Annotated in this window: 10 protein-coding genes; 1 reads left to right on the top strand and 9 read right to left on the bottom strand. The window is 59.9% G+C overall.

The window, feature by feature from the left end:
- Positions 1-41: 41 nt before the first annotated feature.
- The 5 genes from AC4HNJ_RS03505 to AC4HNJ_RS03485 all read right to left on the bottom strand — a co-directional run bounded on the left by AC4HNJ_RS03505 (position 42) and on the right by AC4HNJ_RS03485 (position 8347).
- On the bottom strand, positions 42-3392 hold the full coding sequence (locus AC4HNJ_RS03505) for a GH92 family glycosyl hydrolase (RefSeq protein WP_490478143.1): 3351 nt from the start codon (positions 3390-3392) through the stop codon (positions 42-44).
- Between the two features lie 145 nt (positions 3393-3537).
- Complete coding sequence (locus AC4HNJ_RS03500) at positions 3538-3711, bottom strand: hypothetical protein (RefSeq protein WP_490478142.1); 174 nt, start codon at positions 3709-3711, stop codon at positions 3538-3540.
- Positions 3712-3745: 34 nt separating this feature from the next.
- Positions 3746-4741, bottom strand: a complete 996-nt coding sequence (locus AC4HNJ_RS03495) for a DUF6708 domain-containing protein (protein WP_490478141.1) — start codon at positions 4739-4741, stop codon at positions 3746-3748.
- 4 nt (positions 4742-4745) lie between these two features.
- Positions 4746-7481, bottom strand: coding sequence for a T6SS effector BTH_I2691 family protein (locus tag AC4HNJ_RS03490; protein ID WP_490478140.1), 2736 nt, complete (start codon positions 7479-7481; stop codon positions 4746-4748).
- Positions 7478-8347, bottom strand: a complete 870-nt coding sequence (locus tag AC4HNJ_RS03485; RefSeq protein ID WP_490478139.1) for a DUF4123 domain-containing protein — start codon at positions 8345-8347, stop codon at positions 7478-7480. Before AC4HNJ_RS03485 ends, AC4HNJ_RS03490 begins: the two co-directional genes overlap by 4 nt.
- A gap of 666 nt (positions 8348-9013) precedes the next feature.
- Here AC4HNJ_RS03485 and AC4HNJ_RS03480 point away from each other — a divergent pair.
- A complete protein-coding gene (locus AC4HNJ_RS03480; RefSeq protein WP_490478138.1) occupies positions 9014-10480 on the top strand; it encodes an MFS transporter in 1467 nt (488 codons plus the stop codon).
- Between the two features lie 23 nt (positions 10481-10503).
- On the opposite strand, the gene AC4HNJ_RS03475 is transcribed toward AC4HNJ_RS03480, so the two are convergent.
- From AC4HNJ_RS03475 to AC4HNJ_RS03460, 4 genes are all read right to left on the bottom strand, one after another.
- The gene (locus AC4HNJ_RS03475) at positions 10504-14289 is read right to left on the bottom strand and encodes a translocation/assembly module TamB domain-containing protein (protein WP_490478137.1); all 3786 of its coding nucleotides are present in this window, start codon (positions 14287-14289) and stop codon (positions 10504-10506) included.
- Between the two features lie 10 nt (positions 14290-14299).
- Positions 14300-16057, bottom strand: a complete 1758-nt coding sequence (locus AC4HNJ_RS03470; RefSeq protein WP_490478136.1) for an autotransporter assembly complex protein TamA — start codon at positions 16055-16057, stop codon at positions 14300-14302.
- A gap of 335 nt (positions 16058-16392) precedes the next feature.
- Positions 16393-18993 carry a glycosyltransferase family 2 protein gene (locus tag AC4HNJ_RS03465; RefSeq protein WP_490478135.1) on the bottom strand — a complete coding sequence of 867 codons (2601 nt, stop codon included), beginning with the start codon at positions 18991-18993 and terminating at the stop codon, positions 16393-16395.
- Positions 18994-19270: 277 nt separating this feature from the next.
- Positions 19271-19738, bottom strand: coding sequence for a Dps family protein (locus AC4HNJ_RS03460; RefSeq protein WP_490478134.1), 468 nt, complete (start codon positions 19736-19738; stop codon positions 19271-19273).
- Positions 19739-19744: the final 6 nt, after the last annotated feature.

Here is a 19744-nt window from a genome sequence, read left to right as displayed (position 1 = left end):
TATGTCCCTCACCGCCGAAGCGGAGAGGGACGCCGGGCGGATCAGTGACCCAGCAATGCGATTTCAGCCAAGGCGCTGGGCTGGGGAGTGTCAAAGCGCAGCCGGTAATAGGTGTGCGCTGCCGGCTTTCGTACCGCGAAGGCGCGAGTCTGGCGAGCCCACGGAAAATGTTGTGCCTTGCGCGTATCCAGACTCACCCAGTGCTGTCCGTCGTCGGAGGCTTCAAGCTGCCAGTCCGCGGGAGCTTGAGCGTGCGCAGCCGAGGTGAGGGAGTACATCGACACCACCCGCGCCTGCGGGAAGTGCCAGCTCACTATGGGATGCGAACCGGGTAGCACCGCTTCGGTATCGCTGGTGTGATCGAACAATTTGCCGAGATCGGACATGGCCGGCTCGCTGCCGGGTTCGCCTTGGCCGGCGCCGACAAGATCGCTGATCGGATCGGGTTTGCCATGCGGCGTAAGCGATGGCGGTAATGCTTGCTCGTCGCTGCCCCAGGTGGAGGGTCTGGGTCCCATGGTGAAATCGAGCGTAGCGCCCCGCGCAAGCAGCTCGTGCGGCAGCGTGAGTTTGGTCCATGGGTGCCCATTCACGCGCAGGCTTTGCACATAGCGATGGGTATCGCTGACACCGCGTGCATTGATGACGATGTGCTTGCCGTTTTCCAAGGTGATATCCATGTGCGGGAAATAGGGCGCACCGATCACGTAGGACGGTGTGCCGACCCGCAGCGGATAGAAACCGGCAGCGCTAAACAGCCACCAGCCCGACATCTCGCCGTTGTCTTCATCGCCCAGATAGCCTTGGCCGATGTCGCTGCCGATATACAGGCGCGCTAGCACGTCGCGAACTTTGTCCTGGGTTTTCCAGGGTTCGCCAGCATAGTCATACATGTAAATGATGTGATGCGAGGGCTGGTTGCTATGCCCGTATTGACCCATGCGCACGGCCTGGGCTTCGCGCATTTCGTGGATCACACCGCCATAGCCACCGACGTGATACACACCGGGGGTGGCGAAAAGCTGATCGAGCTTGGCCGCCAGGGCTGCGCGCCCACCGTACAGCGCAGCGAGGCCGGCGCCATCCTGCGGTGCGTGGAAAGCCATGTTCCAGGCGTTGGTTTCGGTGTAATCGTCGCCCCAGCGCAGCGGATCGAAGTTCTGTTTCGTGTAGCGCCAGTGTCCCTGTGCATCGCGGCCTACGAAGAAGCCGACATCTGCATCGAACAGGTTTACGTAATCGGCTGCACGGTTGTGGAAATATTCGGCATCCGTTGCGTAATAGGGCTGATAGGGATCGTGCGCGTCGTGTTGCTGGGCCAACGCCTCGGCCAGGTTGCCGAGTGCGAAGTCAGCGATATAGCCGTCCATCGACCACGAGAGTCCTTCGTCGACGCCAAAATCGGTATAGCCGTTGAAAATCGAACGCTGCAAGCCTTTGCGGCCGGTGCCGGAAAGTGGGCTGACCACCGTGGCGTCTTTCAGCGCGGCTTGGTAGAAGGATCGGACATCGAAATTGTGCACGCCTTTCAGCCACGCGTCGGCAAAGGCGACGTCGGCGCTGGTGCCCACCATCAGGTCGGCATAACCGGGCGATGACCAGCGTGCGATCCAGCCGGCATCACGATATTCCTGCACGAAGCCGTCGATCATCTCGCCGGCTTGATGCGGCATCAGCAGGGTATAGGCCGGCCAGGTGGTGCGGTAGGTATCCCAGAATCCGTTGTTGACATAGACCTTGCCATCGACGATGCGCGCGCCGGTGTGTGTGGGTGTATTGGCGCCCACTGCTGGCGAGAACGGACTGGCGTATTGGTAGATGGGATGATTCGCCGTGCCGGTGTTTTCATAGGCCGAATTGGGATACATCAGCAGGCGGTAAAGATTGGAATACAGCGTGACGAGTTCGCTGTGGCTGGCGCCTTGCACGCTGACAATGCCAAGCTGCTTGTCCCAGATCTTCTGTGCCTGATCGCGTACTTGATCGAAGCTTTCCTGCGGACCGATTTCCAATTCCAGATTGTGGCGGGCCTGATCCACGCTGATCAGCGACATCGCCATACGCACATTCACGGTTTTGACTTTCGACGTATCGAAGCCGAGCCATGCGGTGACGTGATCGCGTCCTTCGCCGGTGAGGCGGCCGCTCTCGCTTACCGGATGGTCCACGGTGGCATAGAAGAAAAGGCGTGTTGCGCCGGTGGACAAGCTGCTCTTGACATCGGAATAGCCACTGAAGCTTTGATGTGCAGGATCCAGGGTGATACCACCCTGGTCAGTGCGGTTGTCAAAGATCAGCTGGCCGCGCCGGCCGGGAAACGTGAAGCGGAACATTGCCGCGTGATCGGTCGGTGTGATTTCACCCACGATGCCGTTGTCGAACTTCACCCTGTAGTAGTGCGCGTGTGCGATTTCGTTCGCATGGCTGAAACTCAAGGCACGCGCTTCGCGGTTTGCACTTGGGGCGCCACTGGCTACTGCTGCGGGCATCATCTGGAACGTCTGCCGGTCACCCATCCATGGGCTGGGTTCGTGCGATAGTGAAAACGCCTCGATGCGCGGACGGTTATGGGCATCATTGCGTTGCTGGTATTGGTACATCCAGTCCGAACCCGCATCGGTAACAGGCGTCCAGAAGTTGAAGCCATGCGGAAGCGTCACGGCCGGGATGTTGTTGCCACGGGAAAATGCGCTACTGGAATTAGTGCCGCGCAAGGTGTCGACGTCATCGCTGGGATGGTTGTCCTTCACCAAAACGGGAGCGGGACCGATGCGCAGGTCGTCCAGAAAACCTTCGATGTGTCCGGCGGGGCCATCATGGATAAGCACGATGCGGCGGATATGCCGCCCAGCAGCTACTTTGCCGACATCGATGACAAGCCGGTTCCACTGATTGACGTAGACGGTGCGACTGATGCCGAGGGCATGTGCCGTGGCGGGTATCCGGTATTGATCGGCGACATGCATCTGCGAAAGGCGCGTGCCATCGTCGAAAACCAGGTCGACGGCGACGTAAGTCGACGGATCGGCGAGATCGTTTTGCGCAATACAAGGAAACAGCAGATAAGAGAGCTGCGTATCGGTGTGCACAGGCAGGTCGACATCGAACAAGGCCGCTTCTTGTTTGCCGCCGATTGCTCCCTGGTAACGCAGGGCGTGCAGGCCGGTAAAGCCGACGCCTGGCTTGGCGCTATAGGCGTCCTGTTTGGAGGGACCGCCATCGACCTGCACATGAAAGGGCGCCTGGGCAGGACTGGCGATGGGCGTCGGTTCGCCCGCTTCAAAGGACCGGAAAAATGGCTTGTCCTGATCGGCACAGGCGACGGTCGAGAACAGCGCCAGCACGAGGAAGGCCAGCTTCCGCTGGGAAGAGCGAACGGTGAAACCTGGCATCTGCCACCCCCTGCAAGATTGTGCGGGTACCCTGGACGGTACCGGAAGTCCACGAATTTGATCGATCTAAATTGACGATGTCAAATGGCGTCGCAGCAAGATAGAGGACCGGCAGGGGATTCGTACAAAACTGGCAGTTCGGTGCTTACCACCGGTCGATCATGTCGACGTAAGTTGAGTTGAAATGGATAACGCTCAAGCGATCACTCGGCTCGATCCCAGCCAGCTGCTTCAGCTTGCGAGATAATGCCCACACTTCACGCTTGCCGGCGTCAATCTGCTTGGGTGTATCGAAGGGATAATAGAAGCCACTTTCCATAGTCAGGACCTTTCGTGAGACGGATGTCACTCCGTCACCTTCCATGCTTTTTCGAATCATGCAGCGCGCGCGCTTGCAACGCGGTCCAGACGTTTGGAGCCCCGGCAGTAAGATCGCCGGTGAATCGTGGCTCAGGCAGCCGATAGGGATCATCGGGTTCAATCACCGACTCGGCTTCGATCTCGGGTGGCCATACCGGATCCTTGCAGGTTTGCATGATGAGCCAGCGTGCGCCGACGACCAGCGCGAGGAATCCCCATTTGATGATAGGAACGGGGATAAAGACACTACAAAAAATACGCGACCAAAAGAAGCAATTACGCCAGCACTTGCTGGTGGATGTCATCATCACCGTATCCGTGCGAAGCGCCTGCGGCCCCTGCTCCATGTAAAGCACCAGGAATTTCCAGCCTTGCCGGATCGATGCCTCCCTATTGGAGAAGTCACCCACGGCGAAGGTATCCAGCACGGTATCGCCGTCCATCACGTGGCCGCGCAGATCGAAGCAGTCGCGATCTTGCGTGCCTTGCCCGATATGAAAAAACACCTCGTCCCACGGTACTGACAGCACACCGCCCGGACCGTGGTGCCGGAACACATGGATCATGCGCGTCTTGCGGTTGAAGCGAATCGGGTAGTGGGTGTAACCGAAGAACTCGCGCCCGAGGATGGGCTTGGCAATCCTAATGAAGACGACAGGTAGGGCGAGAACGACAAGCACGCCAATAAAGAGCTCCCAGAGGGGGACTCCTCCTCTAGACGCTATGATGGTGAAGTAAAACCCGATCAAGGTAAAAACAACAGCAAGCGGAGACATCAATAGCAACATGGCACTCCGCACCCCTCCCCGAACCGTATACCACCGGTCGATCATGTCGAGGTAAGTCGAGTTGAAACGAATAACGCACCCGCGGTCACTCGGATCGATCGCGCCAAGCTGCTTCAACTTGCGAGATAACGCCCAGACTTCACGCTTGCCGGCGTCGATGTGCCTGGGCGTATCGAAGGGATAATAGAAGCCACTCTCCATGTACTTATCCTTGGGCCAGTTTCGTCAAGGCCGCTTGCTGATCGATCAGGTAACGATATTGCTCGTCTTTGGGGAGCTTCCCGAACTTGCTCCGGGCCATCCATCGCTGGATCTCGTTGGGTTCGTAGTACTGAACGCAGCATGTCGCGACAGCGATGAGTAGGCTTAGCGGAAATCCAACCCCGGCTACCGCAGCCGCTTCACTGAAGATCATGGCGGCAGCAACGAATTCCGCTAATCCGAAAACAGTCATTCCGTAGCCATATGCTTTATTGAATTTATAGTCTTCAACGCCCTCCCACATGTCTGCGGCTGCACCAACCATCCCGCCAATGGCGCCCAGCCACTTGCCCATCTTCACCAGCTTCGCCGCGCTGACTTCAACCTCAAATCCCCTCCTGGCAATCACTCTCTGGATCATCGACTCCGCCCACGGGGCGTTCTCCAGCAGGCGTCCGCTGGTTTCCATCGAATCGCCCAGGAAGGTCGTGACGCTGGCGCCGAACCTCATGCCCTTGATGGTCTTGTCGTCGGACGCCACCAGTTCCCGATACGAGGCATACACGGAGAAGGCGCTGAACAGCATGCCGATCGTGCAGGCTTTGACCTCCGCGTTGAGCATCCTGCGGGTGGTGTGCGCCAGCAGTTCCTCGTACTCCTCCGCCACCACGTGCACGGCGCCCAGCTTCGCCACGTTGCGGGCGTCGCGCATGGCCTGGTATTCGGCGGGGTCGATCAGAAACAGACCACGCGCCCGGTGCTGCGAATCCGCGTCGTTCCGGATCAGCGTCTCAGCGCTCTTGTAGAGGTTCTGCGCGCCGCCGCCGGCGACCGCATCGATGGCCCGTGACAGCGCCTTGGCCGCCTGGCGCGGGGAGAGCTCGCTGCGGGTATCCAGCAGCACCCAATCCGGGTGGTCGGCCCGCAGCACGCCCATCATCAAGGTGATCATCCGGCGCTCGGGCAGCTTGGCGGCGCCCAGGTCGGCGACCTGGTTGAGCGCCTCGCCCAGTTGACGGGTGAGCGGACCGCCAAGCTGATAAAGCAGCTTGCAGAGATTGGATAACGGACCGCGGATGTCTTCGCCCAGACTGCTGTTGACGAACGTGTCGCGCACGGCGTCGTAAAACTTCTCGCCCACCTCCATCCAGGAGACGTCCGTGCGGATGCCCTTCTCGCTGGCGGCCTGGGTCCACTGGGTGGCCAGCTGTTGCTGGTTGAAGATCAGCGCACGCAGGATGATCTCAGTCGGTTGCGTGGGATCGTGGTCCAGGCACTGCTTGAAGTACGCCGAGGCGCCGCGGCGTCCACTCGCATGCACGATGCAGTCATGCACCACCCGCTGATAGATCGCGCCGTTGTTGGCATCGGCCGGATCGAAGTTGTGGGTGAAGTGCCGGGTGAACGCATCGCTCTTGAGCCAGCTCACGTAGACGCGATCGAGCGGGGCGATGGTGGTTTGATCGAGCGTTTGCAGATCGATGGGATAACGGCTTTTGAAGCGCGACCATGCGTCGTTGTCGAGCATGGCCTGATATTTGGGCCACGCCTCGATGTCCAGCGCGTTCTTCTCGTCCGGCGACAATAGGCCGGCCTGCTCGATGTTGCGGCTCATCCCTTCGAGGTGGCCGGCGTCGCGAATGGCCGGGTTGGGTACGAAGGGTCTTAGCCAGGCGGCGTGATCTTCCTTGGACTGACTTGCTTTGGCCACGGCGCCGTTGAGCACCGCGTTGTGGAGGGCGTCGATGGCGCTCACTGTGTCGAACTGCCATGCCCACTCCGGCCTCTCCAGAAATTCGATACCACGCTGGAGGGCCAGCCCATTGAGTTCCATCGCCATACCTGCCGCATCCAGCACGCCGACGATGGCGGGGCGCCAGGGTTTGGCGGCACGGTACGCCCAGCCGGTGAACGCGTCGGTTTCCTCGCGCGCCAGGTGCAGCCGCTGTGGCGAAAACGCCCAGGCGGCGGTGACCGCCGGTCCCTCGGTGACCGGTGTGCCGGTGGCGCCCACGAGCAGATCCCGCAGCATCGGCGAAAGCGTCTTCAGCGCCGCCCTGGCTTCGGGCGCGATCCCGGTGATGTCTTCGGGCGTCTTGAACGGGGCGGGAAAGAAGGACGTCAGATAGGCGCGTGTTTCCCGATAGAGCGTGGCTCCATCGGCGGCGAATTCGGCCACCTGTCCGAGTGCGTCGAAGGCGGCGACATGCCGCTGCCTGCCGCCGTTACGCCAGGCGGCGATGTCGATGCACTGCATGTGCGCCTGGCGGTAGTCGGCCGAGGCGTGCCTGGCCAGCACCGCCGCTGTCCATGCCACATCACTGAAAGCCAGCCACACCTGGGTGGCGCGCTTGGCGCTTTTGACGGTGATGCAGCGCGCGAGGTAGGGATCGCTCTTGCCACGACAGGCGGCATTGAAGGTCACATGGTTGTTCACCGCCGGCGGGGCCTTGGCGTGGATATCGAATTCCCATAGATAGCTCTGGCTGTTGACGACGTAGCCGCGCCATTCGTGGCGATGTTCGTCGTACACGTAGAGATAACCCGGGCGCAGCGTGCGCAAGGTGTACCTGGCGAGGTCGGCGGGCAGCGCGATGTCGGTCACGCCCGCGCCGAAGGAGGGAGGCAGGGACGGGGCATCGCCCAGGTCCGTGCGCGCGATGGCGTAGCGCACTGGCAGGATGGGCAGGCCCTGCTTGTCGCAGAGGGCGCAGGTGGGGAGTGAGGAAGCGGAAGTCATCGAGAGGTCGTCTTCATGCTTTCGAGTTCGCACACGAACTGCTGCATGCGTGTGTCATCCAGATCGGCGCACGACTCGACGTAGGTCAGACCGTCGTCACCAAGCCGACCGAGGCGATGCTGCAAACGGGGATGGCGATGGATCGCCGGATGAAAGCGCACCGCTTGGAGGGCATACAGAAGCCGGTCAGCACGATCGTCCATGCGGTAACGAAGCCTGGCGTCACCGAGCAGCACGTCGATCTGCTGGGCCGTTTGCCATGACCAGGCCAGCATGGGATCGGTGCGCGCGAGGGTGGTGAGTGCGAGGTGAAGTTCAGCCATGCGTTGCAGCGATGGCCATTGCTGCGGCGTCAAGCGCAGCGGACGCAGGCTGGGCATCTCGCACTGGCGTGTGTACACACGCCAGGTGCCATCGGGCTCGCGCCAGTGCCAGGTGTCGACAGGACCCAGCAGGCTGTCCATTTGATCCGACGTGAGCAGCCAGCCACGAAGATGTCGGAACACCCAGGGGTCGTAATAGCGCAAGACATCCTCGCGACCATCGGGACGGCGAACGCTCATGCGCCGTATGAGGTGCGTGCGAACGGTCGATGCCGATGCCGATCCATTTAGCCAGGCCAGGGCATAGGGCGTATCCGTCTCGCGTTCCCAGGCACGCATGCGTTCCTGCAACCGTTTGCGCTGTGCGTCGTCGATCGCATGACAGTCGACCAGCACCGGAAGGAATGCGGCCTGGCTCCGATGTGCTTCCGGAACGAGAGGTAGCGGCTGGAGATCGTCCCAATACGAGGCGTGCACCTGGGCCGCATTGATCAATACAAAGCGTGTGGATGACGCACGGACGACGTCCTGTGTCACGGACATGCATGAGCTCCCTATAGCGATGGATGACGCGCGGCGTAGACGGTGCGCGTTGGAGAAATCAGGGTCGCGACATGGACGCGACGCTGTGGCTGCCAAGCATTTTTTACTTCAGATGATTGTGAAAGCGAGTGCAGCGAACGCAATCTAAGACATTTCACCTGTCGGGATGACGATGTTGTCGTAAAGAACACGCGTCGATGTCTGTTCGACGTTCAGTAGACCCGTAAAGGTAATGAGCCGCGATGGCTCGCGGCCCCATGCATTGCGGGATTTCTACCTGATCAAGCCGGGCTCCGGTGACGTTCTCAGCAAGCGAAGACACGGACCCTGGCTTTACCGGAACAACGGACCGGAGTTAATCGGGCATTCTTAGCGGCGCAGCACACCCATGCTGAACGCCCGTGGCGGTATGGAATACTATGATTCGATTGCCCGGTATGCCAACAAATGTGGTGCTAGGGCACCATGGAGCGCAAATCGGTAGAAGACACGTTCAGCCTATTACATCAACTGGTCTTGCGCGAAACTGCCGGATGTTGGGCGATTCCCTGTCGTGCTTCACGCACATGCGATTTCTGCAAATCCGCTCAAGCGGATTGTCGATAGCCGGCGGTTTCATTCGACGTGCTAAGAAGACTTCATTCTCCGAGATTGCCAGGAACTGTAATGACCGAACTTTCCCGCCCTCATGCTCAGCCGGTTTCGATGCATCCGGACCGCCGGTGGCTGGCCTTGATCGTGTTGTGCCTGGGCGTGCTGATGATCGTGTTGGATACCACGATCGTTAATGTCGCGCTGCCGTCCATCAAGACCGATCTGGCATTCGGCGATACCACGCTTGCGTGGGTGGTGAATGCGTACATGCTTACCTACGGAGGCTTTTTGTTGCTGGGAGGCCGCTTGGGCGACCTCTATGGGCATCGCCGTTTGTTTTTGCTCGGCATTGTTGTTTTTACACTTGCTTCGCTTGCATGTGGGTTGTCGACGTCACAGGTGGCTTTGATAGCGGCACGCAGCGTGCAAGGGTTGGGTGGTGCTGTCGTGACAGCGGTGGCGCTGTCCCTGATCATGGATCTGTTCAGCGATGCGCAGGATCGTGCCAAAGCCATGGGCGTTTATGGTTTTGTGTGCGCCGGCGGCGGCAGTGTCGGCGCCATGCTGGGTGGCGTATTGACCAGCAGCCTGAGCTGGCATTGGGTATTCCTGGTCAATCTGCCTATTGGCGTGGGTGTCGTCGTGGCTTCGTTGCGCTTGTTACCGGCTTCCTCGGGCAACGCCGTAACACGGCATCTCGATGCATGGGGCGCGATAACCGTAACCGCTGCGCTGATGCTGGCCGTGTACGCGATCGTCAATGGCAACCAGATGGGCTGGACATCGATGCGCACGCTGATGCAGTTGGCCTTGGCCGCCGCGTTGTTGGCGGTATTCCTGCTGCTGGAAGCGCGCGTCCCTATGCCGCTGATGCCATTGCGTCTGTTTCGCCTTCGCAATCTGGTCATCGCCAATATCGTCGGCGTGCTGTGGGCGGCAGCGATGTTTGCGTGGTTTTTTCTGTCGGCGTTATACATGCAACTGGTCTTGGGCTACGGCCCGATGGAAGTCGGGCTGGCATTCATGCCTGCCAATGTGATCATGGCCGTGTTCTCGTTGGGCTTGTCGGCGAAGCTGGTCATGCGGTTTGGTATCCGTCGTCCGCTGGCGGCGGGCTTGGCCTTTGCGGCAGCGGGCTTGTGGCTTTTCTCGTATGCACCGGAGAACGGTCATTTCTTGCCTGACATCTTGCCGGGCATGCTGTTGCTTGGCGTGGGCGCGGGAATCGCCTTCAACCCTGTGTTGTTGGCGGCGATGAGCGATGTGGGGCCTTCGGAATCGGGTCTGGCGTCCGGCGTCATGAACACTGCTTTCATGATGGGCGGCGCGCTCGGCTTAGCTGTGCTTGCAAGCCTTGCATCGTGGCGGACACAGAGCCTCACCGCCCTTGGTTACGTACGGGGTCTTGCACTGACCGGTGGCTATCAATGGGCCTTTCTGGTGGGTACTTGCTTCGCAATATTGGGTGCATTGCTAGGCGGCTTCTTGATACGAACCCACCGTGCTTCGGCGGAAGAAGGGCAAGTCAGCATGCCTTAGAGGACACCTTCGTCGACAGCCGTCTATTTTTCGACGCGATAGTTGAAGCTCGCACGGTTGAAGTCGGTTGCGTTCTGCGCTTCGAAATTCCAGCGCCGGCTCAGGCGGTAGCGCAAGGTGATGACTTGGCCGGGTTCGAACAGTCCGACGCCGTAACTAAGGTAAAGCCGCGGTGAAAGGTATTTGCCTACGGTGAAGGCAGAACTGCCGCTCAAGGCGTCGTTGCTGGATACGCCGATATCGCTGATGCCGAGTTTGCTGCCGATGCTCTTGGCCAGCAAATTGCCGGTAGCGGAACCAAGCGCTTGTGCGGCGGCGTTGACGGTATTCCCTTCGCTGCCTTTGACCTGCGACAGGGGCTTGCCGGTCACCAGATAAGAAAGCGCATCGGATTGATCCATCACCGGATTGGAGAAGACAGTGAGAACGGGGCGTTTGGCGGTACCGGTGATCTGCAAGCCGACTTGCTGACCGTCGCTGACCGTGGCGTTGGGATCCAGGCTGCGTATGGCCTTGATATTGAGGCCCGGATTGTCGATGGGCGTGCTTGCGAACAGCAGCTGGCCTTGCTGGATATTCAGGCTTTGCCCGTAGGCCTTGTAGGTGCCGTTGACGGCGAGTTGTCCTTGGCCGGTGGTCTTGCGGCCGGGCTGTTCGTTCACCGTGAGCACCCCACTCACGTGTCCATCCAGCCCCATGCCAGAAAGATGCGTGTGCTGCCCGAGGTCTACCTTGATCGACGCGAAGATCGGCGTCGCACCGCCTTGTGCCGCTGGCTGCGGTTGATCGACCACCACGACATCCGGCGAGGCCTTGTTGACGCCCCCGCCGGGCAATTTATTCAAGTTGACATCCGCGCTATCGAGTCGCACGGAGCCCGTCGCCTGAATGCCTTGAGCGTCGCGACGGACGAGCAGGTCCGGTGAGAGAACGACTTTGGCGGCAGGAACATCGACCGCAGTAAACGTATGCCCTTTGAGTGAAATAGCTGTAGGCGTTTGCGGATCGAGACCGGCTATGCCGCTCAGGGTCAGCGTGCCCTTGCCGGAATCCACCGAGCCATTGATCTCCAGCTGCCGCGTGTTCGCAGCGCTCAGGCTGAGGTGCCCCTGGGTGAGTTTGAGGCCGGCATCAGGCACTTCGGCAGCGAACCCGTCGATACCGGCTTGCCCCGTAATGGTCGGTTCTTGCAGGGTGCCGCCCAGTTTGAAATCACCATTGATGCGGCCTTTGACGTTGGCGATTTCATCCGTGAAGAGTTCGACAAACGCGAGCTGATCCAGGTGCAGGCCTATCTGGCCGGTCAAATCTTGTTGCGAACCGGTGATCCCAATTTGGCCGTCCAGACGTCCGTCGCCATTGAGGATGGCGTGCACGGTGGCTTGCTGGCTGCCAGGCGAAAGCGTCGCATTGAGCACGAGGTTGGTATAAGTGAGTACCGGTTGCTCGGGATGCTCGTTATAGACCATGCGACCCTGTGGCGAACTGATCGTGGCGTTGCCGGCCAGCGCGCCGGCTGCACTGCGGCGGATTTTTCCGTTGCCCTGGAGGATGCCTTCGGCGGAAACCGGCAGCTGTGGATTGCCCAAGGCATCCATTACGAGCGTCAACGGCACCGCGTGCAAGCGATAGCCGGCTTCAGCATTCCCGGCTTTATCGAGGTTGCCATTGACGCAGAGCAACGGTTCGCCTGCAGTAAGGCAAAGTTCGGCCAGATTGACATGGCCGTGATCCCAGCTCAGGCGTGTCGCTTGCTGCAAGCGCCATTGCGGCAGTCCTTGTACATCTAATGTGAGCGCAGTAAGTGCGCTGTTCCAGTTTTGATCCTTCAGCGCGCCGCTGAGCGTGAGCGAAGCGGACAAGGGTTGGCCGGAGGCCTCCAGCGTGAGCTGATGACGCGCCGAGGTTCCCTGTGCATTCACGCGTATCTGCCGGAACGTCAGCTTGCCGATGTCGGCACCCGAGGCATCCAGATCGAGTTTTCCGGCCGCATGGCTTAGATCGGGCACATTCATCTGCAAGTGCAGCTGACGGACGGTTTGCGACTGCCAAGCCAGCGATTGCCCCTGCAGGGCACCCTGTACGGCAAGGCCGGGAAATTTCCCACGCACCTGGAAGCGGCCGTTTAGACGGCCATCTGCCCGTGGAAGCCAGTCGCCCAGTGATGCGATCGCGAGGGTGAGGGTGGCATTGTTGCTAGCGCCGGCGTGCGCGCGCAACGTGACGCTGCTGCTGCCCGAGGCGAGATCCAGGCTGCCGTCCACCACCTTTTGCGGCGACACATGCAAGTGGCCGAAGCCTCGTATCGGACGTTGCCTCAGTTGCCCATCGAGCTTGTGCAAATCGAGTGTCGCATCGGGTTGATCGTCCGCCCATGTGCCGTTCGTGGTGAGGTCAGCGTTCAACGAACCTTGCCAGCCCGCAAACAAGAGTCCCGGATCGAATTTGTCGGCATTGGCTTTGAGCTGCCATGCCAACGGAGGTTGCAACGTCAGCGAGCCACTCGCCGCGAAATGACCTTGTGGCTGTTGCAAGCTGAGCGTATGGAGCTGGATCTGTTTCGGCGTGCCGTCCAAGTTCAGCGCCAACTTTGCCGGTTTGCCGGGCGGTCCGATAGTAAGGTCACCAGCAGCGTGGTAAGCGTCCGCGTCGCCTTTTATCGTAAGCCGGCCTCGGGTATCAAGGATTTGCCCGGCGACATTTGCTGGTAGCTCAAGATCCTTCCAATCCACGCTGAGATCGGCGCTAACAGGCTTGGCATAGAGCTGGAAGGTACCGGCTGCATTGATCGTGCCTTTTATCTGTGGCGAGGTGAGTTGGAGCTGGTGCAAGGTAAGCGTCTTGAAATCGCTATCGATGCTTGCCTGCAAGGGCTGCAATACGACGCGATAGCCGTTCAGGTCGAGCTGCCCGGTCAGCGTGCCGCTTTGGCGATCGCCATGTCCTTGCAGATTCAAGCCGAGGCGCGCGAGGGATGTCTTGCCGAGCAAGGGACTGGGATCAAAAGGCGGGGCATCGAGCGTGGCTGTCCATGCATTGTTTTTACGCTGGCTCAGATCGAGCTTCCATTGCGCTGACATGGGTTGCGTGAGGTTGAGGCGCCATTGCGCATGGCGGCCATCAGCCTGCGCATCGAGCGTGCCGCCGTAAGTGGTGCCGTCTGCTTTCCACATGGCTTGCAGATGGCCCTTGCCCCGGTAACGCCGCTTGAACCCAAGCTGGCCCGTGAGATCGACGTATCCATCGGGCGCGTGCAAGGCGAGGCGATCGATACGGATATCGCTGGAGGTCCAGCGACCGGCAAGTTCGAGCTGATCGAAGGCAAAGAGTGCTTGTTGCGGCCGCCGGATGGAGGTCGGGCCGATCTGTACATGATCCAGCAACACCTCAATAGGGGGTTCCAAAGAGAAGGAGGAGGATGAAGCGGGTGTTTCTTGCGCTGCAGGCCATGTCACGTCCAGGCTTGCTACGCGCAGATCAGTAATGTGCAGACGTTTGTAGAGGAGGGCACCGATACGCCAGTCCAGATGCAGCTGACGAATGGTGATCTCGGTACCGTTGCCGTCGTGGTACTGCAGGGAGGTTGCCTGCAGCGGACCGATCAAGCGTCCTTGTGCCTGTTTTATCTGCAGCGCGCCATGCGAGAGTTTCTGTGCTTCGGAGAGTGCAAAGCGCAAGCCTGAGCCGGTGCACAGCAGCCAGCCGAGTCCTGCAACAACAACCATGCACAACGCGACGACCATGCCAACGACTACGCGCGTCCAGCGACGCCGAAAGCGGGGTGGTGTGGAGTGTGGCGTGGCGTTCATGACGGCAAGCTCATAGATCCGGACCAATGACCAGATGCAGTTCGACGCCGTGCCGCTGCGCATCGTTGATGGGTGTGCCTACGTCGACACGGATCAACCCTACAGGCGAGCGCCAGCGTACACCGACACCCGTGCCGACTTTCGGATGCACGTTGGTGCCGTTAAAGGCGTTGCCCGCGTCGAGGAACGTGGCGATGCCCCAGCGTGGCGTGAAGTAATGCTCCAGCGTGGCGCTGGCGATGACGAGACTGTTGCCGCCGATCACGCGTCCGTAGCTGTTTTGGGGACCAAGTGCCTGGAACGGATAGCCGCGAATGGATTGATCGCCGCCGGCGAAGAAGCGCAGCTGCGGTGGCAGCGCGTCGAAATTATCGGTCCACACATGGCCAAGGCTGCCGCGCAGGATCAAGCGGTTGGTGCGCCAGAATGCGCGGATCCACTTGGCGTCGGCCGTCAGTTCGTCAAAGCGCGCGGTGGAGAGCAAGTCTCCTGCCGTGCTGCGTGCATCCAGGTTCACCGACCAGCCGCGACGGACGAAGTCAGGGTTGTCGGCTACTTTCCGGGTCAGTGAGGCTTCCGCATAAACCAAGGTACTGCGTCCGTGCTCGACGCCCGGCGTACTCTCTGGCTCGTCTGGAGTTTTGCCGACATCGAAGGTGCCGGTCAGCGCATGCACACCTAGTGTGCGTACCCACTCGTGCCAGAGTTGGCTTTCATTGGCGACCAGCTCGACCGTGCGTGATTGTGAGGTCACCGTATTTGCGTCGCGGTAGTTCGCGCCGAAATTCAGGCTGCGCTGGTTGTCGCCAGGCAACGGGATGGTGTACTGGCTGGACAGCGTCTTCAGGCGCTGCGCAAGTACGATGTCGTTCTTCCACTTATGGCCATATTGGTTCACCCAGCGTTTTTCGATGCCGCCGCGAATACCGACGCCGGTATCGGTACCAACAAACAGGCCGCTCGTGTAGATGGTGCGTTTGGCTGGTGCCAGTTCCACTTTGATGTTGACGATGCCATTTTTGGCGGTGTCGATTTCAGGCATGACATTGACGGCGGAGAAGTAATCGGCGCCGTTCAAGGCTTGCTGCAAGGCCAGCAATTGGTTCTGGTCGAAGTAGTCGCCGGATTTGAACGGCACGTAGCGTTGCAGAAAGCCTGCGTGGAATGGCGAGCCCTCGAAGCGGATGGTTCCGTAGCGGTAGCGGCGCCCCACCTCCCAGGCAAGGTGGACAGCGGCACTGTGTTCGCCACGGGTTACCTCTACGCGATGGACGGTGAGTTTGGCGTCGAGAAAACCGTTGGCCGTAAGTGCATCATTCAATCCGTCGCGTGCTGTCTCATAGGCGTGGTCATCGAGGCGTTGTCCTTTCAATTTTTCGATCGCCCGCCGAGCGTCCCGGATGGGACGGAGATTAGCGGCGGAAGCATCCAGCCGGATGTCTACCGAGGTGACCTTGACGGGCTGTCCTGGAACGACGTCAAGCGTGACGCGCCAATTCTTTCCTGTCTGCTCGATATGGCCGGTTGCGTGCGCGTCGTAATAACCGTAGGGCTGCAGGGCGGTGCTGACCTGTGCGTCGGCACGATCGTACAGACGGCGAACTTGCGCCTCGCTGACGTCCCTGTTTGCGTATTGGGAGAGACTGACACCCGCGACGACGGCGGCTTTGAGCGGATCGTCCACGCCGTTCACGACGAGCTGCACTCCGGCATGGCTGATAGCCGGAAGCAACAGAAGCAGAAACAGGCAGCGGCGGATCCGGTGCATGCGTTAGGGTTCCATCCTCACTTCGGCATCGCAAGGGGGAGCTTAGCGATGGCGGTGTGCACCATGCATTAATTCCTTTATCCAGAAATAGCTGGATGATAGCGGCGTGGCTGCCCAGTCAAGCCGCGCGCTGCCACATGGTGGCTACGCAACGGCAATGCGTGCTACGCCAGTAGTGTAAATAGACCTTAGTCAAAGGGAGGCAGGCATCGCATAGCGATGGCTTGATCATCAAAGACACGCAGTCGCGGCTGTTCGCCTGGGCCTCGTATCCGTGATGTTTGATGGGCAGGTGAAAAGTCGTCTTGCGCCATGGCCTGCGGTATAGCTTGAAATCAGCCCGCCTTGTCACCCGATGTGTGGGCGATCCACGCACCGATCAGCGCAGACATATAAGGGATCGACTGCGCGGCCAGGATGAATATCCACAATCTGCCTTCGATGTAGTGCGACGCGGGGCTCAAGGCCATGCCGAGGATGCACAAGATCAGCGCACAGAACATCAGCATCTCTTCGCGTACCGGCGTGAAAGCGGCGAAGTTGCTTTCACCCAGGCGGCGGCTCTTGGCAGTGACCACGAATGAGGTCTTTTCACGGGTCAGGCCATGCAGGATGCCGCGGGCGATGGCATGGCTCAGACTCATACTGGCGATGGAAGCCATGATGGTGTCGTACCAGCCACAGGGAACACGCGCCCGATACAGCACAACGCCGAAGATCGCCTTTGCAAAGAAGAAGCCGATGACCGGAATGAGGAACAGCTGCATCGGCAGGCTGAACGTGTGCGGTAGGCCGACCATGCCAGCGGTCCAGAAGATCGCCATCAGCGTGAAGATCAGATGCAGCGCGTCGGCGAACCAGCTGAACCAGCCAGTGAGGAAGTGGAAGCGCTGGCCGCCGCTGAGCGGCCCCTTCTTGGTCATCCAGTCCCAACGGCCCTTGAGGATCTGCATTGCACCGAAGGCCCAACGGTAGCGTTGACTCTTATAGGCCTTGAAGTCGGCAGGAGTGAGGCCCTTGCCCATCAGTTCATCGACATAGACCAGCTCGTAGCCGGCATGCATCAGGCGCAGGCCGAGTTCCGCGTCTTCGCAGATGGTCCACTCAGACCAGCCGCCGGTGCCTTCCAGCGCCGAGCGGCGCACCATGGTCATGGTGCCGTGCTGGATGATGGCGTTGCGCTCGTTGCGATGGTGCATGCCGATGCGGAAGAAGCCGTCGTATTCCCAGGCAGTCATGCGGCGAAAGCGATTGTGTTCGAAGTCGCGGTGCGCCTGCGGGCACTGCACGACGGCGACCTTCGGATCATGGAAATAGCCGGTAAGCGTCGCCAGCCAGTCGTGGCGCACGACATAGTCGGCGTCGATCACCGCCACTACGTCAGCGCGTGGATCGGTCTCCTTGAGGCCGAAGTTCAAGGCGCCGGCCTTGAAGCCCGGCCAGGGTTCCAGATGGAAGAAGCGGAAACGAGGGCCGAGCTTTTCGCAGTAGTCCTGCACCGGCTTCCACACCGCCGGATCCTTGGTGTTGTTATCGATCACCAGCACTTCAAAATGCTGGTAATCGAGTGCTGCCAACGAGTCGAGTGTGATGATCACCATCTCCGGCGGTTCGTTGTAGCAGGCGAGATGGATGGAAACGAACGGCTGCTTCTCGACCGGGTCGGGCTTCAGCATGTCGGCATGGCGAACCCATTCACGCCGCCACAACACTTCGGTGAACTCGAAGCCGTTGATCAACAGGATCGCCAGGATGGCGAGCTGCGCGGGGAACAGCAGCACCAGCATGCTCCAGTCCACCCAGCTCAAGTAGAAATTGAACGGCAACGTCACCGACCAGACGATCAGTCCGCAGGCCAGCTGGATCAGTACGTCGAAGAACAGGCGACCCATCAGCTTGAAGCGCCTGAAGCGAATGCCGAACCAGATCATCGGAATGATCGCGAGCAAGCTGGCGGCCAGCGCTTTCCATGGCCAACTGGTGTCTTCGGTGACCGGACCCGTGAACGGGAATTTCAATTGCCGGTCAGCGTTGAACATGCCCCAGTAGGCGCCGGTGCGGCCTTCGCCGAGGTTTTCCTTCCAGGGTTGATCGAATGCTTCCAGCAGGTAGTACTGGATGTGTTCGGCCTTGGCGGCATTCAGCCAGTCGCGGATGAAGATCGCTTCGTTGGAAATGGAGGGGTAGGCGCGTTCGTGATGGTCGCCGTTCGAGGGCCAGCCGATTTCGCCGACGATCACCTGCTTGTTGGGGAAATGGTGTTTGATGTTCTGATAGGCACCAAGTGCGGCGCCCACGGCATCCTTGCGATCAATGCCGTTCCAGAACGGGAACAGGTGGATGGTGATGTAGTCCACGTGATCGGCCAGTTCCGGATACTTCAACCAGATGTAGTCCGGCTCGGCGATCGACACGGGCTGGCGGATATGCGCGCGTGCCCGATCGAGGTAGGTGATCATTTTGTCGACGGGCAGGTCGTTGCGGAACAAGACCTCGTTACCCACGATCACGCGATCGATCGTATGGGGATAGCGCCGCGCCAGCGCAATCAGCGTATCCAGTTCCTTCTCATTGTTTTCAAGCCGCCTGTCGATCTCCGCGCCCGCCATCACCTTCAGCCCTTCTTTCTTGGCGAGGCGATAGACCTGAGGATTTTGCAGCGTCGAGTAAGTGCGGATGTGATCGGTGTAGCGATGCAGCAGCTTGAGATCGCTATCGATCTGTTCATCGCTGGGGAAGTCTTGGGTGAACGGATTCTGATAACGCTGGAACAGCGATACCGAAAAGCCGTGGATCTGCCCATGCCAGTCGTCCGGACCATTCGGCAGATTGCTCCACCACCACAGGCCGATGTTCAACGCAGCGACCACGATAGCCAGCAGAAAAGCGGCAAGGATCGATAGTCTGGTTTTGGGTTGGATCGGTCTGGCGCTCAAGAAAGTCCCCGTAAGTCACCTCTCCCGAGGCGCGTGCATCCTACGGAGCTTAACCAATTCGCGGGAGGAGGCTCAATAAATTGCGGGTGAGGCGGTCAGCACGAGGTCAGGGGTTCGGCTTTCCACGGGTATATCAGAAGAGCGGAAGACATATATATTTTTTGTGAGTTTGGCCTCCGAAGTGTCGCCATTCCTGTTGGCACGGGAGTGACGACAGTGGCGGTGCAGCTTGCGACAGAAGCTGGGACGGTGAAGGCGAGGGAGCTCGCGGCCGACATCACTTCAACAGCGAGCGCAGCATCCACGCGGTTTTTTCGTGCTCTTTCAGGCGTCCAGTCACCATGTCGGCAGTGCCTTCGTCGCCGGCATCGTCCGCGGCCTTGATGACTGCGCGCGCGGTGGCAGCGGCGATTTCATGGCCCGTGACGAGCTGGGTCACCATCTCCTTCCAGTCCGGTACGCCGGACTCTTCCTCGATGGTGGTGAGTTTGCCGAATTGACTGTAGGAACCCGGCGCCACGACATCCAGCGTGCGGATGCGCTCGGCCACTTCGTCGGCGGCCAGCCAGAGTTCGTTGTACTGGGTTTCGAACATGGCATGCAGGCTGTTGAAGTGCGGCCCGGTCACGTTCCAATGAAAGCTATGGGTTTTCAGGTAAAGCGAATAAGTATCGGCTAGCAGCTTGGAGAGCTGTTTGCCGATGGTCTCGCGATCCCGCTTGGCGATGCCGATGCTGGTAGTCATGACTCA

The sequence above is a fragment of the Dyella sp. SYSU CM1112 genome (assembly GCF_058216415.1).
This window is presented reverse-complemented; position numbering and strand designations above follow the sequence as displayed.